The sequence below is a fragment of the Blautia sp. DFI.6.71 genome (assembly GCF_020593585.1).
Lineage (GTDB): Bacteria > Bacillota > Clostridia > Lachnospirales > Lachnospiraceae > Blautia_A > Blautia_A wexlerae.
In genome coordinates, this window is sequence record NZ_JAJDMJ010000035.1 from 23,597 (window position 1) to 40,294 (window position 16,698).

A 16,698-nucleotide genomic window follows, 5' to 3' on the forward strand; every position below is an offset into this window, starting at 1 on the left:
AAAAGATTCCGATCATGTGATAACCGCAGAAGTCACAACAGGTATGCAGATGTGCGGCAGTTTTCCGTTCAAATCAGCAACAGAATTTTACGATAAGAAGGAGTGAGAACCGTGGCAAATCCAAAAAAAGGTACCAGTCAGGCGCGGAATGAATTCATCTGGGGATGGGCGTTCATTCTTCCTACAATGCTTGGTCTGATCATCTTAAATATCTATCCGATTTTTAAGACCATTTATGAGAGCTTTTTCAAGACCGGAGATTTCGGTAAGGGAAATATCTTCATTGGTTTTGACAACTATGTAAAGCTGTTCCACGATGCGGAAGTATGGCAGGCATTATTAAATACATTTAAATATGCCATTGTGGAAGTTCCGTTTTCCATTGCTATCGCACTTGTACTGGCAGTTTTATTAAACCGTAAAATGAAAGGCCGTGCTGTTTACAGAACTATTTTCTTCCTGCCTATGGTTGCTGCTCCGGCTGCGATCGCCATGGTATGGAGATGGCTGTTTAACTCAGAATTCGGTCTTCTCAATCACATTTTTCACACAAAGATCAACTGGATCTCTGATCCGAAGATCGCAGTTTATGCGATCGCAGTGATCGGTGTATGGTCTATCATCGGCTACAATATGGTACTTTTCCTGTCAGGTCTGCAGGAAATCCCAAGAGATTATTATGAAGCAGCAAGCATTGACGGAGCAACCGGAATCAAACAGTTCTTCCACATTACAATCCCGCTGCTTTCACCGACCATCTTCTTTGTAATGGTTACCCGTGTCATCGGTGCCATGCAGGTATTCGACCTGATCTTCATGGTTATGGATAGAAACAGTCCTGCACTTTACAAAACACAGTCACTTGTTTACCTGTTCTACCAGAATTCCTTTGTACAGAATAACAAAGGTTATGGTTCAACAATCGTCGTACTTCTTCTGGTTGTAATTATGATCATGACAGTATTCCAGAATATTGCGCAGAAGAAGTGGGTTCATTATAACTAAGGAGGGATAATTATGTCAGCAAGAGATAAAGCAAACAGAGTTCTGATCCATGTTATCCTGATACTGGTATCTATTACCATGCTGGTTCCTTTCTTATGGATGATTCTGACAGCTTTCAAAACTATGACAGAGGCAACTTCTGTCAACCCGTTCGTAATCCTCCCGTCTACATGGAGATGGGACAGTTTTAGAGAAGTAAGCGCAAATATGGATTTCTTACATCTGTATATCAATACCTTACTTCTGATCCTGGGTCGTGTTGTATGTGCGGTTCTGACAGCAACACTGGCAGGCTATGCATTTGGACGTCTGAACTTCAGGGGGAAAAACCTGATGTTCTCTCTGGTCCTTTTCCAGATGATGGTTCCTGGACAGATTTTCATTATCCCACAGTACTTAATGGTAAGCAAAATGGGAATGCTCAATACCATTTTTGCCCTGGTATTTCCCGGTATTGTTACTGCATTTGGTACATTCCTCCTCAAACAGGCTTATATGGGACTTCCAAAAGATCTGGAAGAGGCTGCACGTCTTGACGGATGTAACATCGGTCAGACTTTCCTGTTCATCATGGCTCCTCTGACACGTTCTTCCATGGTGGCACTGGGAATCTTCACAGCAGTATTTGCATACAAAGATCTGATGTGGCCTTTGATCTGTAACAAAGATGTAATGCCTCTGTCAGCAGCACTTGCAAAAATGCAGGGACAGTACACTAACAACTATCCGCAGCTGATGGCAGCATCTCTGCTTGCATGTATCCCGATGATCGTACTGTATCTGATTTTCCAGAAACAGTTCATTGAAGGTATTGCAACATCAGGCGGTAAGCTGTAATAAAAATAAACAATAAGTATTAAGTAAAAGTTCAGGTGTTCAGAAAGATTAATTGTTTGATCTGAGCTGCACAGGCAGGCTTTGTTATAAAAAATGAAAACTATAACAGGGCTTGCCTGAAACTGGATTTGATAATATTTAGAGTGTGTCTGAAAAATGCTTTCCCCAAGATGTGCGTCACAATTTGCGGGAATGGTTTTTTAAACATGCTCTAGAGAAAGAAAACTGAAATATAAAATAAAAAAAGATAAATGAAAGGAAGAGGTAGATAGAAATGAAACCAGGAAGTCTCTTTGACAGAATATTTGGATTTTTAGGTCAGTTGATCGCATTAAATTTGCTGTGGATCGTGTGCTCTCTTCCGATTATCACAGCAGGGGCATCCACCACTGCATTATTTTACTGTACATTGAAGCTCCATAAAGATGGAGATATCAGAGTACTTCATGATTTTTTTAAGAGTTTTAAGCAGAATTTCAGGCAGTCCACACTGATCTGGATTCTGATGGCTGCAGCAGGAATATTTATTTATATGGAAAAAGAAGCTCTGGCAACAATGCCGGGATCCATGTCACAGATTTTTAATTATGTGATCTTTGCGGTATATATTCCTCTGGTGGCAGTTGCACTGTATGTATTTCCAACAGTTGCAGCATTTGAAAATAAAACAATGACTTTGATCACAAACGCATTTTATTTTGCGGTTAAACATATAGGTTATGCCTTAGCTGTGGCAGTGATTACAATCCTGCCAATGACAATGACACTTGTAGATGCAAAACTTTTCCCGGTATATCTGCTGATCTGGCTGATGTTTGGATTCTCCCTGACTGCCTATGCAGATTCCTGGTTTATGTGGAAACTGTTCAAGCCCTACTTCAAAGAGGAGGAAGAGGGACATCACTACGTGGACACAGAACCTGATCAGTACGCGTTTTAACCGAAACAAACAGCGATACCTGGTTACATAAAAAATAGATAGAACATCTATAAAATAGAAAGAACAAAGAAATGAGAGGTACAGAGTATGGAATGGATCAAATATCACGAGGCAGAGAAAGTATTCGACCTGAGAACAGAGCACAGCACTTATCAGATGCAGGTAAGAGAGTATGATACTCTGGTTCATCTGTATTATGGAAGTCCGGTAGGCGATGCACTGATCACAGACAGGATCGTATGTGTGGACAGAGGATTTTCAGGAAATCCTTATGAGGCAGAAAAGGACAGAACATTTTCATTAGATACCCTGCCACAGGAATATACTGCATATGGAAATGGTGATTATCGTATCAATGGCCTGGAGACAGAGCAGGCAGACGGCAGTGATACTGCAAATCTGAAATTTGAGTCCTATGAGATTACAAAAGGAAAGTACAGCCTGAAAGGGCTTCCTGCAATGTTTGCAAAGGAAGATGAGGCAGAGACACTGGAAATTGTTTTGACAGACCGTGTCAGCGGACTGAAAGCACATCTTCTCTATGGTGTATTTCCACATCTTGATGTAATCACCAGAGCGGTACGCCTGGAAAATACAGGTACAGCACCGGTTACAGTAAAAAAAGCAATGTCTATGGAAATGGACTATGAATACAGAGAACTGGATGCAGTCCATTTCTATGGCAGGCACATTATGGAACGCCAGATGGAGAGAACTCACCTTGGTCATGGCAACTGGTCTGTGGGAAGTATCCGCGGAACCTCCAGCCACCATCACAATCCATTTGTAATCCTCTGTGACAGAAATACAGAGGAAACTTATGGAGATTGCTATGGATATGCACTTGCATACAGTGGAAACTTCTTATTTGAAACAGAGGTGGATCAGGTAGGACATACCCGTGTGGCAATGGGAATCCATCCTTATCATTTCTCCTGGACACTGGAACAGGGAGAGAGTTTTGAGACACCGGAAGTGATCATGGCATACTCAGCAGAAGGCTTTGGAAAACTTTCCAGAATCTACCATGATGCATACAGAAGCAATCTTATCCGCAGCAAATACACAGAGCAGCCAAGACCGATCCTGGTAAATAACTGGGAAGCAACTTATTTTGATTTTGACGCAGATAAGATTTACCACATTGCAGAAGAGGCAAAAAATATCGGACTGGATATGTTTGTTCTGGATGACGGATGGTTTGGAAAGAGAGACAATGACTGGTGTGCACTTGGTGACTGGGAAGTAAATGAAGAAAAGATTAAAGGCGGGCTTCCTGCACTTGCAGAGAAGATTCATGGACTTGGACTGAAATTCGGTCTGTGGGTAGAGCCGGAGATGATCTCTGAGGATAGTGATCTCTACAGAGAGCATCCAGACTGGGCACTGAAGATCCCGGGACGTGCCATGAACCGAAGCAGATATCAGTTAAATCTGGATATTACCAGAAAAGAAGTACGTGAACACATTATGAACCAGATCTTTAAGGTTCTGGATGCATGCAAGGCTGATTATGTGAAATGGGATATGAACCGAAGCGTAGATAACGTATTCTCAGCAGCTCTTCCAAAGGAACGTCAGGGAGAGGTTTACCACAGATATGTGCTGGCTGTTTATGAAATGATGGAAAGCCTGGTACAGAGATATCCGGATCTTCTGTTTGAGTCCTGCTCAGGCGGAGGCGGAAGATTTGAGGCGGGAATGCTTTACTATTCTCCGCAGATCTGGTGCAGTGACAATACAGATGCTATTGACAGACTGAAAATCCAGTATGGTACCTCCTTCGGATATCCCATAAGTGCAATGGGCGCACATGTCAGCGTATGCCCGAACCATCAGTCTGGAAGAACGACTCCTTTTGAGACAAGAGGAATTGTTGCATCCGCAGGTACCTTTGGCTATGAGCTGGATCTGATGAAGATGTCCGAAGAAGAGAAAAAGACAGCCAGAGAGCAGATTCTGAAGTATAAAGAAATGGAGCATCTGGTACAGTCCGGAGACTACTATCGTCTGGTGAACCCATTCGAAAACAACAACCATGTACTTTGGCAGTTCGTATCCAAGGACAAAAAAGAGACAGTTGTATGTGGCGTAAGACTCCACAGCGAAGCTAATCCGTATATCTATCTTTTCTATCCTCAGGGACTGGATGCAGATCTGCATTACGAAGACATTGCAACCGGAAAAGTATACACAGGCGCAGCACTGATGAAAGCAGGACTGCCATTACCACTGACAACAGGTGATTACCAGCCAATCAGATTTACATTTAAGGCAGTGGAGAAATAATTACCGAATCAAATAAGTTATCTGATTCAATTGTAGGTGACTGTTTGAACATAATAAAAAGATGAAAACCAGTAATTAAGTTTATTAATAGCAGATAAGCTTAGTTACTGGCTTTTTTTGTCCTTTGCCATCTATAGATATCAATCAATAAATAATCACAAAATTTTATATGATATATCTTTATAAGATGTTGTAGAATGATGTAAAATAGTCGTAGAATTATAAAAAACGAGGCAGGTAAAGAAAAATGAAAGAGAAAATCAAAAAAATGCCGGGAAGAATCAGAAATTATTTTTGCTCACATATGAGTGCGCAGGTTACAGTAACAGTAGTATTACTTCTGATTCTGGCAGGTCTGGTCCTTCAGATTTACGTAAAAAATCAATATTTTAATTATCTGCTCAGGAATACCAGATCAATGGAAGAATCCATGATTGAAACATCGACGATTAATATTGATGCAAATCTGAAGGATATCATCAGTGCTGCATGCAATGTAGGAGTTAATGAGACATTAAGAGTTCTGGTAGAAAACACGGAAGCAGACGGAATACTTCTGGCAAAAGAAAAACTGACATTGGGCAGCAGAATGGATGATATTGCTCATCAGATTGGAAGTGTTGTATCTATTGCAATTGTATCAGATGAAGGTCTGTGGCAGGAGTATGGGGTTTATTGGTACCAGACATCTTCAAAAGGAGTATGGGAAGATGGCAATCTGGATAAACTTCAGGAAATATATGAAAAGACCATGGCACTTCAGAAAGAGAAAGCAAATGTCAGGTACTATGTAGAGACAGATCCTGCTGTTCACAGTCAGTGGCCGCAGATAAGAATGGTACATATTGCAGTTCCGCTGATTGGAAAAACTTACAGTTATTCTCATGTGAAAAATGTAGCGGTCGTATCTTTCGATATGGGAGATATTCTGGAAAAAAGTGCTTTTGACAGAGTAGCTGATAAACCTCTTTCGATTGGATATATTGCAGATGAAAATAACAGAATCATTTACCATCCAAATGAAGAGTACGATGGAATGACAGTGGAAAGTTACAGAAAAACGCTGGACAGTACCGAGAATATCAGCAGATCATTAAAATATTTTGGATGGACAGCATATATTACCACGGATCTTGGAAAAATGCGTGCACAGGTTAACCAGATGTATACCAGAAGCATTTATGTATATCTGTTTTTGTTGTGTATCTGTGGATTTTTATGGCAGTTTACAATACGAAGAGTATTAAAACCAATTGATATTATACGGGATTCTATGCGAAATATTAAACTTTCCAAGAATCTTCCGAAGATAGAAGTAAAGGGAACCAATGAGATATGGCAGTTGGCTGGTTATTATAACGAAATGGCGGAAACTCTGGAACGACAGTACAAGGAAATACGTAGATATTATCGTGAAAAGAATCTTTCTATCCGTCAGAAAAATAAGGCAGAGAAAGAAGCTCTGGAATCACAGATCAATGCACATTTTCTCTGCAATACACTGACTGCGATCAATTATAATGCGATAGATAATGAAGATTATGAGGTAGCAGATCTTCTGAAAAAGCTTTCCAATATGCTTTCATATACATTCTCAAGGAAGCTTGTGTCAGTAAGTCTGGGGCAGGAACTGAGATGGGTAGAGCAGTATCTATATCTGCAGAAGTTCAGGCTTATGGATGTGTTTGACTACGAGATTGAATTTCAGGAAGAATACGGCGAATGGCCATGCTGTAAACTGTTTATTCAGCCATTTGTGGAGAATTCTATCCTTCATGGTTTTGAAGGAAGAGAAAGCGGGGGAATGATCCGTATTACGGGTCACATTGATGGATCCAGATTCCGTCTTTGCATTGAAGATAATGGATGTGGAATGAATGAAGATACAGAGAAACTGATGCAGCAGATTCTTATGGAAAAGCATACTTTGGATTTGGCAGGAACAGGAATCGGGATTCAGAATGTAGTGACAAGACTGCGAATGTATTATGGAGAAGAACTTTCTGTAGTTTTGGAATCAGAACCTGAAAAGGGGACAAAATTTACTTTCTGGCTTCCAATACCAGAGAATCCGGAGAAAGATATAGAGTAAATAAATGTAGCAAAAAAAGTAACAGAGGAGGTCTTTATACATTGAGAATTTTAATTGCAGAAGATGAGCAGAGAACCAGACAGGGATTAGTAAGGGTTTTGCAGAGCCTGAGGGATGAGTATGAGATTGTGGCACAGGCATCTAATGGAAAAGCAGCGCTGGAAATGATTCTGGAACAGAAGCCGGATGTGGTTTTTATTGATATCAAGATGCCGTTTATGGACGGGCTTTCAGTAATAGAAGCTGCCAGAGCTCAGGGAATTAAGGCAGAATTTGTGATTGTAAGTGCATATGCAGATTTTGATTTTGCCAAGCAGTCAATTTCTCTTGGTGTAATAGAGTATCTTCTGAAACCTCTTACAAGAGATGAGGCAGAAGCAGTACTGAAGAAAATTGAGAATAAGATCAGTGGAAAAAATAGCTATTCCCGCAGAAAATCCAGAAATTTGAGAGATAAATATCCGGATGCCCACCCTATGATTCTGCAAGCTCTGGATATCATACAGAGTGGATATGCCGGAAAAATAAGCCAGAAGAAATTGGCAGAAGATCTTGGGCTGAGCCAGGAATATTTCAGTTATCTTTTTGGAAAAAATATCGGAGAAAATTTCAGCACTTTTCTAAGGGAGTATAGAATTGAACAGGCACAGTATATGTTGAGGGAAGAAATATGTGATCAGAGGGATGTTCCTTATCAGGTAGGATTTTCCGATTCTAAATACTTCAAAAAAGTCTTTCGCGAGGTGACAGGAAAGAGTCCATCTGAATATCTGTCAGAAATAAAAGAGTAAAAATATAAGAAATATATGGAAAATATCCTGAAAATCTTAAAATATTTCCTTAATCTTAAAATATTATCCGTACAAAATTCCTTTTTCCATAAAATCTTGGGTTATGCGGTGGAAATTTGAATGGTAAAATATATACAACAAAACAACAGAGAGACGACTTAAAATTGTGCAACTAACCAAAACAAAATTCAACTAAGAAGGAAAAAGGGAGGAAAAAACATGAAAAAAACATTATTTACAGCAACATTATTGGCGGCTTCGCTGATGGCGGCATCAACTGTACAGGCAGCTCCGCAGGAAGTTACAATGTGGCATTATTTTGATCAGAAGCCAGAGCAGGAAATGCTCGCAGACATGGTTGAAGAATATAATTCTTTACAGGATGACATTCACATCAATGCAACATTCGTATCCAGAACAGAGTTAATGAACCAGTACACAGTTGGAGCACTTTCAGGAGAACTTCCTGATATCGGACAGGTAGATTCACCGGATATGGAATCCTACATATCTCTCGGAGTATTCGAAGATATCACTGATGAGCTGGAATCATGGGGAGAACTGGATCAGTTCTATGATGGACCATTAAGCTCCTGTAAAGACCCTGATGGAAAAGTTTACGGACTTCCACAGAATAGTAACTGTCTTGCACTTGCTTGCAATATGGATCTTCTGAAAGCAGCCGGATATGATCATATGCCGCAGAGTCTTGATGAGTTCAAGGAAATGGTTGCAGCAACAACAGATGCATCCAATGATGTATACGGATTCGCAATGTGTGCAGTATCTACAGAAGAAGGAACATTCCAGATCCTTCCATGGCTGAGATCTGTACAGAATGGAACTGGCGTTAATGTTGATAATATTACTGCTGATTCTGCTGTAAATGGATTACAGACACTTGGAGATTTTGTAGCAAACGGATACATGAGTAAAGAGTGTGTAAACTGGACACAGGCAGATGCATGGAATCAGTTCTGCGCAGGAAAAGCTGCATTTGCAGAATGTGGAACATGGCATCTGGCACAGACAGATGCAATCAACGGAGCATTTGAATATGACTTTACACTTCTTCCAACAGGCGACGAAGGAACCTCTACATCTACAATCGGTGGTGAGAACTTTGGTGTCTGCAAAGGATCAGAAAACAAAGAAGCATGTGCTAAATTCCTTGAGTGGCTCTGCTCACAGGAAAACGAAGCAAAATGGGCAGCTGTAGGCGGAAAGATTCCTACAAGACAGGATGCGACAGCTGAATACACATTTGAGCAGGATGGATTTAAGGTATTTACAGATGAAATGAATTATGCGCAGGCTCGTGGACCGCACGCTGAATGGCCATCTATTTCTGAAGCGGTTTATACAGCAACACAGTCTGTAATCGTAGACGGAACATCTGCAAAAGACGCTCTTGAAACAGCAGCAGCTAAAATTAATCCAATCGTAGAAGAAACTCCTCTTCCTGAAAGCAACTAAAACTAACAAACAGAGAAGGATGTGGCTTTAATGGCAGCAAAGTCTAGGACTATGGCGCAGCAAAAGACAAAAGAAGCATACTGTTTCATTGTACCTGCATTTATTTATATGATCCTTGTGCTGGGATACCCGATCGTTTATAACATTATTCTCAGTCTTAAGGATGTAAATGTAAAGAACCTGAAATCAGGAACTTCCGTATTTGTCGGATTACAGAACTATATTGATTTATTCCATGATCCGACATTTCTTCTGGTTCTGCGCAATACATTTATTTTTACAATAGCTTGTCTTATTTTCCAGTTTACCATCGGATTTGCATTTGCGATGTTTTTCAATCAGAAATTTAAACTCGCAGGTCCGATCAGAGGTCTGATTCTTGTCAGCTATATGATGCCAATGGCAGTAACTGGTCTTCTTGGTAAAAATATCTTTTCCAATGCAGGTCTTATCAATGACCTGCTTGGAAAAATCGGAATCAGCGGTCCGGAATGGCTGGTTAACACCAGTACAGCTCTGATTGCAGTAATTATTATGAACTGCTGGGTAGGTATTCCGTTTAATATGCTCCTTCTTGTATCAGGACTTACAAGTATTTCACCGGATGTATACGAGAGCGCATCCATGGATGGAGCAAACTGGGGACAACGTTTTCTTTTTATAACTCTTCCCCTGATGAAAGAGTCAATTCTTGCAGTACTGATGTTAGGATTTATCTATACATTCCGTGCATTTGACCTGATGTATATCATGACAGCCGGAGGTCCGTTGAATTCAACAGATGTACTGGGAACATATTCTTATATGTTATCATTTACACAGTTTAACTTTTCAAAAGGTGCGGCAGTTGCAATGGTACTGTTTGCATGCCTGTTCCTTATTGGTCTGTTCTATCTGAAACTGTTATCAAAAGAAGAGGAGGAAGGCTGATATGGATAATATGACAGGTGCTGAAAAGGCAAAAGAGATCAGAAATTCGATATTTGCACTTCTTATTGCATTTATCTTCTTATTTCCGATTTACTGGCTGATACAGATTTCATTTAAGTCAGATGCAGAAACATTTGGAAAGGTTCTTACCTATTTTCCACATGATTTCACCTTTGAACCGTGGCTGGAAAACTTAACAGATAAAACGTTTCTGATATCTTTGAAAAACAGTTTTCTTAATGGACTTTTGACAATGGCAATTGCTCTGGTACTCGGTGTCCCGGCAGCATATGGAATGGGAAGATACAGAGTAAAAGGTGGAAATGTTTTCCTTCTTACATTTCTGATTTCACAGATGCTTCCTCCATCCCTGACATTGACCCCAATGTATCTGATTTTCAGTAAATTGGGCTTTCTTGGAAATCATCTGACAGCTCCGGTTGCGATTGCAGCCAGTTCTATACCGTTTGTAATCGTAACATTGAGACCTTATTTCAGAAGTATTCCGGTATCATTGGATGAGGCCGCAAGACTGGATGGATGCGGATCGGTAAAAGCATTTCTTATGGTTATGCTTCCGGCAGTAAAAACAGGAATTATTACTATTATGGTTATTTCATTCCTGAACGGCTGGAATGATCTGGTATATTCAATGACATTTAATGTTGCAGAGATAATGAGACCTTTGACAGCGAATATTTATAAATTCCAGAGTGCATATGGTACAAGATGGAACTGTATCATGGCTTATGGTGCAATACTGGTACTTCCGGTAATTCTGATGTTTATTTTCTTACAGAAATATATTGTAGGCGGTCTTGTCGCAGGTGCGGTAAAAGACTGATAAAATAAAGCTATTATTTATATTATAAACAAGTTCAGCGGATTAGAACAAAACAGATAAAACTGCAGTTCCAATTCGCTGAAACTCCATTAAGAATGAAAAGGAGAAGGCAGAAATGGCAAATCAGGAAGAAGTAAGAGACGTATATGGGTATTTTGAGCAAAAAGGAAATGCGCTGTGCTACCGTTATGAGGCTGAACGGGTAAGAATTGAGCCGTGGGGTGCTGACAGCCTTCGTGTACGTGCATGGAAAACCGCAGAGATGGATCCGGCAGACTGGGCATTGATCAAACCAGAGAAGGAAATCACACCGGAAATCGAAGTTCGCGAAGACGGAGCAACGATCCGTAATGGTAAGATCCGTGCAGAGATTAATCTGATCGGTAAAATTGCATTTTATAATCAGAAAGGAGAACTTTTACTGGATGAGTATGTCCGCAACAGAAAAGATATGTTCGGAAATACCTGCAGTTCTCTTGAAGTAGAAGCCAGAGAATTTAAGCCTATCACAGGTGGGGATTACAGACTGACAATGCGTTTTGTTTCCACACCGGAGGAGAAAATATATGGTATGGGCCAGTATCAGCAGCCATACCTTGATGTAAAGGGAGCTGATCTTGAACTGGCACACAGAAATTCACAGGCAAGTGTTCCGTTCATGCTTTCTAGTCTTGGATATGGATTCTTGTGGAATAATCCGGCTGTAGGACGTGTAAATTTTGGCAAAAATATTACAACATGGGAAGCATTTTCTTCCAAGAAACTGGATTATTGGATCACAGCAGGTGACACACCGGCCGAAATCGAAGAAGCTTATGCAAATGCAACAGGCAAAGTTCCGATGATGCCGGAATATGCAATGGGATTCTGGCAGTGCAAACTTCGTTATCAGACACAGGAAGAACTTCTTGAAGTAGCAAGAGAATATAAACGCCGTAACCTCCCGATTTCTGTAATAGTTGTTGACTTCTTTCACTGGCCAATGCAGGGCGAATGGAAATTTGACCCAACATACTGGCCGGATCCGGATGCAATGATCAAAGAACTGAAAGATATGGGAATTGAACTGATGGTTTCCATCTGGCCGACAGTAGATTACAGAAGCGAGAATTTCAATGAAATGAAGAGTAAAGGTCTTCTGATCCGCGTAGATTCCGGATATCCGATATCCATGGATTTTCAGGGAAATACACTTCATTACGATGCAACTAATCCGGAAGCACGTGAATATGTATGGGAAAAAGCAAAGAAGAATTATTATGATAAAGGTGTAAAAGTATTCTGGCTGGATGAAGCAGAACCGGAATATACAGTTTATGATTTCGAGAATTATCGTTATCATCTCGGACCGGATATTCAGGTTGGAAATATTTATCCTGTTATGTATGCAAAGACATTTTTTGATGGAATGAAAGCAGAAGGACAGGAGAACATTATCAATCTTCTCCGCTGCGCATGGGCCGGTTCACAGAAATATGGTGCACTGGTCTGGTCTGGAGACATCAAATCTTCCTTCCCGAGTATGAAAAATCAGGTTGCAGCAGGTCTTAATATGGGAATTGCAGGTATTCCGTGGTGGACAACAGATATCGGCGGATTTTTCGGAGCAAATATAAATGATCCGGAATTCCATGAACTTCTGGTCCGTTGGTTTGAATATGGATGCTTCTGTCCGGTTATGAGACTTCACGGATATCGCTGGCCGCTTCAGCCTCAGTATGGTACAACTGGTGGAGCTACATGTGTATCAGGAGCACCAAATGAGGTATGGAGTTACACAGATCAGGTTTGTGAGATTCTGTCAGATTATTTGAGATTAAGAGAGCGCATGCTTCCATATATTACAGAATTGATGGAGGAGGCTCATGAAAAAGGAACTCCTGTTATGCGTCCGCTGTTCTATGACTTCCCGGAAGACAAAGAAAGTTGGAATGTAGAGACAGAGTATATGTTTGGACCAAAAGTTCTGGTAAAACCGATCACAGATGCAGATGCACGTGAGACAGATGTATATCTTCCTGGTGGAGCCTCCTGGACAAATGCATGGACAGGTGAAACCTTTGAAGGTGGACAGAAAGTACATGTGGCAGCACCGATCGAGCAGATTCCATTGTTTACAAGAGATGGTTACAAACTGCCGATGAAATAAAGAAGTTTAAAGATCAGGAGGGTGTCGCAGAATTATCGAGGGATAATTTTCGACACCCTTTTAAAGAACATTTAACCGTGTCACCGCTGATCCAAATGGATGATAAAGGAGAAGAAAAAATGGGAAAAGCAGCAAATTCAAGTATTTCTCTTAAACAGATTCATGTTACAGATAATTTTTGGAATAAATATGTGCATCTGGTAAAGGATGTGATTATTCCTTATCAGTGGGATATTCTGAATGATAAACTGGAAGATGTAGAAACCAGTCATTGTATAGAAAATTTCAAAATTGCAGCAGGAGAAAAAGAGGGAGAATTTCAGGGCGCCGTATTTCAGGATACGGATGTTGCAAAATGGCTGGAAGCAGTTGGTTTTGTGTTAAATTATGAAAGAGATGAAAAGCTGGAAGAATTGGCTGATGAGACGATTGAACTGATCGGACGTGCACAGCAGCCGGATGGATATTTAAATACATATTTTACGATCAAAGAACCGGATGGACGATGGAGTAATCTTATGGAAGGTCATGAGCTTTATACAGCAGGGCATATGATCGAGGCAGCAGTAGCATACTATGAAGCAACCGGAAAACGTAGATTCCTGGAAATTGTATCAAAATTTGCAGATCTTGTCTGCCAGACTTTCGGACCGGAAGAGGGAAAAATCCATGGATATCCGGGACATCAGGAAATAGAACTGGCACTTGTAAAGCTTTACCGTGTAACACGTGAGAAAAAATATCTGGATCTGGCAAAATATTTCATAGATCTGAGAGGTACTGGCAAAAATTATTTTCTGGAGGAGGAAAAGAGACCGGGACATAAGCGTATTTTTCCGGATTTTGTAAATTATGATACCATGTATGCGCAGGCACATAAACCGGTAAGAAAACAGAGGACAGCAGAAGGACACGCTGTAAGAGCAAACTATATGTATTCTGCAATGGCAGACCTGGCATATGAATATCAGGATAAAGAATTACAGCAGGCATGCCGAAACTTGTGGGATAATATGGTGCACAAAAGAATGTATATTACAGGAAGTGTTGGATCTTCTGGATTCTTGGAACGATTTACAACAGATTATGATCTGCCAAATGACAGCAATTATTCTGAGACATGTGCTACGATTGCACTTGCTATGTTTGGAAAGAGAATGGCAGATATGGAGAAGGATGCTTCTTATATGGATGTAGTGGAACGGGCTTTATATAATACACTTTTATCAGGCATAGCTATGGATGGAAAAAGCTTTTTTTATGTAAATCCTCTGGAAGTATGGCCGGTAAGCTGTATGCCGAGAACTTCACGCGAACATGTGAAACCTGTCAGGCAGAAATGGTTTGGTGTTGCATGCTGCCCGCCAAACATTACCAGAACATTGGCATCTCTTGGACAATACATCTATTTCCAAGAAGAAAATGAAATTTACGTAAATCTGTATGTTGCAAATGAAACAGAAGTTACACTTAATGGAGTTCCGTTCAAAATTACGTTAAAAGGAAATTTCCCATGGGAAAACAAGATGACAGTTTCTGTAGATGGTGTGCAAGAAACTGAGGCGATGATCGCATTCAGGGTTCCGGCATATGCAGAGAATTTCAAAATTTTGAGAAACGGTAAAGAAGAGAATCTGACAGAAGACCATGGATATATTAAAATTTCCGGAAAAATGTATAAAGAAACATTTGAAATAAGTTTTGATGCAGAGCCAGTATTTGTTCATGCAAATCCACAGGTAAGAGTTGACAGTGCAAAAGTGGCAGTAGTAAAGGGACCTCTGGTTTACTGTGTGGAAGAAGCGGATAACGGGGAGAATCTTTCTTCTGTTATGGTTAATACTGATCAGAAGATTGAAGAAACATATGATGACGAACTTCTGGAAGGATGCAGTGTACTCCATATAACCGGCAAAAAAATTTCAGAGAAGGGTTGGAATGAAGGAATATTGTATCAGAACAGAAAAGTAGAACTGGAAGATGTTAAATTGACACTGGTACCATATTGTTATTGGGGAAATCGTGAAAATGGAGAAATGCTTGTGTGGATGAAGGAACTTTTTTATATGTAATTCGCTGATAAAATAAAGGAAAAATAAAAGGAGATCGCAGAAAAATATGTGGTCTCCTTTTGGTCTGTTCAGTATTTGTTTGATTATAGGCTGACAATTATTTTTTCTTTTTGGAATTATGCTCCGATTCCGGATTCATCCCGTCGATTATATGCTCAATCATCATCTTTTTTACATAAACATCAAAGCTTAACAGACAGATAAAGGAAAATCTTTTCAGGTTCGCCTGATCTTCTTCATCTGCGTCCCCGAAAGTATCCTGTGCTGTTTTGTATTTGCGCAGAAGGTCTTTTTTCAGGGATTCAATCTGTTCCTTTTCCATGCTGAAAACTTCATTATAAATATAAGTCATATCTTTCTCAGTCATGGATTTAAAATATTTCTGCGTGATCGGTGTGAGCAGAGTCTGGATATCATTGATGGAAAGAATATTCTTGAAATAGTAAATAAAAATCAGCATCAGCACATGTTCTTTGGAATAACGTTTCTTCTCAGGCGGGGGAAGGAGCTTATTCTTTGCATAATTATTGATCATAGTCTTGGTGAGAATCTTGTCGTCTGCGTAACGTTTGGAAGAAACGAGCTGTTCTTCCATAAAGGTTGTTACCTGATCCATATATAAATCAATATTTGGGATGTCTTCCGGTTTAATATAGTCAATCCTGGATACACTTTCCAGAATGCTGTTTATCATGTCTTTATCATCGATTGTCATCTTTTATCACCTCTGTTCCTTATTATATAGTTTTAAATACTACTTGTAAATGTTTTTTTTACTCATTACAGAATTTATATCCGCTTGAATAACTGCGCGTCGCATTCTCGTTACTTTAGCCTGCAAATAAAAAGTCAATACTAAAATTGAAGAAAGTTAAAAAACTTTACAGGTTAAAAATTAGGCATTAAAATAAGGCCACCACAACCAGTGCTGGTCTGAAAGTAAAAGTTTTGAATTAGCTTGGATCAGGAAGAACAGAAAGATATTCTTTCACTCGTCCATAGTATATTCTGAGAAATTTATTAGCACCTGCAGTCATATAAACATAGTAAGGCTTACCCTGGGTGCGTTTTCTGTCCATGAATTGATATACAGGATCATCCTGAGGCATGGTTTTGATAAGAACATCCATTACTTGAAAAAGAGTCTTTCTTAAATTTGAAGATCCACGTTTGGATGTTGGGACGCTTTTTTGTGCATAGGAACCAGATTCGTTTACCCCAGGATCAACTCCGGCGAATGCAGTAAGGGCTCCTTTATGCGTGAATCTGGTTA

At 40.0% G+C, this 16,698-nt stretch carries 14 protein-coding genes; 11 read left to right on the forward strand and 3 right to left on the reverse strand.

Annotated elements, in window-relative coordinates:
* Nucleotides 1-111 precede the first annotated feature (111 nt).
* Both LJE12_RS13760 and LJE12_RS13765 read left to right on the forward strand, forming a co-directional pair.
* Entirely contained in the window at nucleotides 112-1,005 is an 894-nt protein-coding gene (locus LJE12_RS13760; RefSeq protein WP_020993601.1) for a carbohydrate ABC transporter permease, read from the forward strand.
* A gap of 12 nt (nucleotides 1,006-1,017) precedes the next feature.
* Complete coding sequence (locus LJE12_RS13765; protein WP_008706570.1) at nucleotides 1,018-1,842, forward strand: carbohydrate ABC transporter permease; 825 nt, start codon at nucleotides 1,018-1,020, stop codon at nucleotides 1,840-1,842.
* On the opposite strand, the gene LJE12_RS21125 is transcribed toward LJE12_RS13765, so the two are convergent.
* Complete coding sequence (locus LJE12_RS21125; protein ID WP_368199794.1) at nucleotides 1,728-2,036, reverse strand: DUF6783 domain-containing protein; 309 nt, start codon at nucleotides 2,034-2,036, stop codon at nucleotides 1,728-1,730. The genes LJE12_RS13765 and LJE12_RS21125 overlap by 115 nt on opposite strands.
* An 80-nt stretch (nucleotides 2,037-2,116) precedes the next feature.
* Between LJE12_RS21125 and LJE12_RS13770 the strand changes: the two genes are divergently transcribed.
* The 9 genes from LJE12_RS13770 (at nucleotide 2,117) to LJE12_RS13810 (ending at nucleotide 15,425) form a co-directional block, all read left to right on the forward strand.
* Nucleotides 2,117-2,782: a YesL family protein gene (locus tag LJE12_RS13770; RefSeq protein WP_118565985.1), complete on the forward strand. Its 666-nt coding sequence runs from the start codon at nucleotides 2,117-2,119 to the stop codon at nucleotides 2,780-2,782.
* A gap of 87 nt (nucleotides 2,783-2,869) precedes the next feature.
* A complete protein-coding gene (locus tag LJE12_RS13775) occupies nucleotides 2,870-5,071 on the forward strand; it encodes an alpha-galactosidase (RefSeq protein WP_227226853.1) in 2,202 nt (733 codons plus the stop codon).
* A gap of 247 nt (nucleotides 5,072-5,318) precedes the next feature.
* Nucleotides 5,319-7,163 (forward strand): sensor histidine kinase, encoded by a 1,845-nt coding sequence (locus LJE12_RS13780; RefSeq protein WP_025578107.1) that lies wholly within the window; start codon nucleotides 5,319-5,321, stop codon nucleotides 7,161-7,163.
* A gap of 41 nt (nucleotides 7,164-7,204) precedes the next feature.
* Nucleotides 7,205-7,954: a response regulator transcription factor gene (locus LJE12_RS13785; protein ID WP_055149581.1), complete on the forward strand. Its 750-nt coding sequence runs from the start codon at nucleotides 7,205-7,207 to the stop codon at nucleotides 7,952-7,954.
* A gap of 219 nt (nucleotides 7,955-8,173) precedes the next feature.
* Nucleotides 8,174-9,430, forward strand: coding sequence for an ABC transporter substrate-binding protein (locus LJE12_RS13790; RefSeq protein WP_055199747.1), 1,257 nt, complete (start codon nucleotides 8,174-8,176; stop codon nucleotides 9,428-9,430).
* A 30-nt stretch (nucleotides 9,431-9,460) separates the two neighbouring features.
* Entirely contained in the window at nucleotides 9,461-10,360 is a 900-nt protein-coding gene (locus tag LJE12_RS13795; protein WP_025578113.1) for a carbohydrate ABC transporter permease, read from the forward strand.
* A gap of 1 nt (nucleotide 10,361) precedes the next feature.
* Entirely contained in the window at nucleotides 10,362-11,204 is an 843-nt protein-coding gene (locus LJE12_RS13800; protein ID WP_025578115.1) for a carbohydrate ABC transporter permease, read from the forward strand.
* 115 nt (nucleotides 11,205-11,319) lie between these two features.
* Nucleotides 11,320-13,353, forward strand: coding sequence for a glycoside hydrolase family 31 protein (locus tag LJE12_RS13805; protein WP_025578117.1), 2,034 nt, complete (start codon nucleotides 11,320-11,322; stop codon nucleotides 13,351-13,353).
* A 119-nt stretch (nucleotides 13,354-13,472) separates the two neighbouring features.
* Complete coding sequence (locus tag LJE12_RS13810) at nucleotides 13,473-15,425, forward strand: glycoside hydrolase family 127 protein (protein WP_025578119.1); 1,953 nt, start codon at nucleotides 13,473-13,475, stop codon at nucleotides 15,423-15,425.
* Between the two features lie 97 nt (nucleotides 15,426-15,522).
* Here LJE12_RS13810 and LJE12_RS13815 read toward each other — a convergent pair whose 3' ends face one another.
* Entirely contained in the window at nucleotides 15,523-16,140 is a 618-nt protein-coding gene (locus LJE12_RS13815) for a DUF1836 domain-containing protein (RefSeq protein WP_008706573.1), read from the reverse strand.
* 238 nt (nucleotides 16,141-16,378) lie between these two features.
* A partial coding sequence (locus tag LJE12_RS13820; protein WP_227292226.1) for a transposase occupies nucleotides 16,379-16,698 on the reverse strand: 320 nt, incomplete at its 5' end.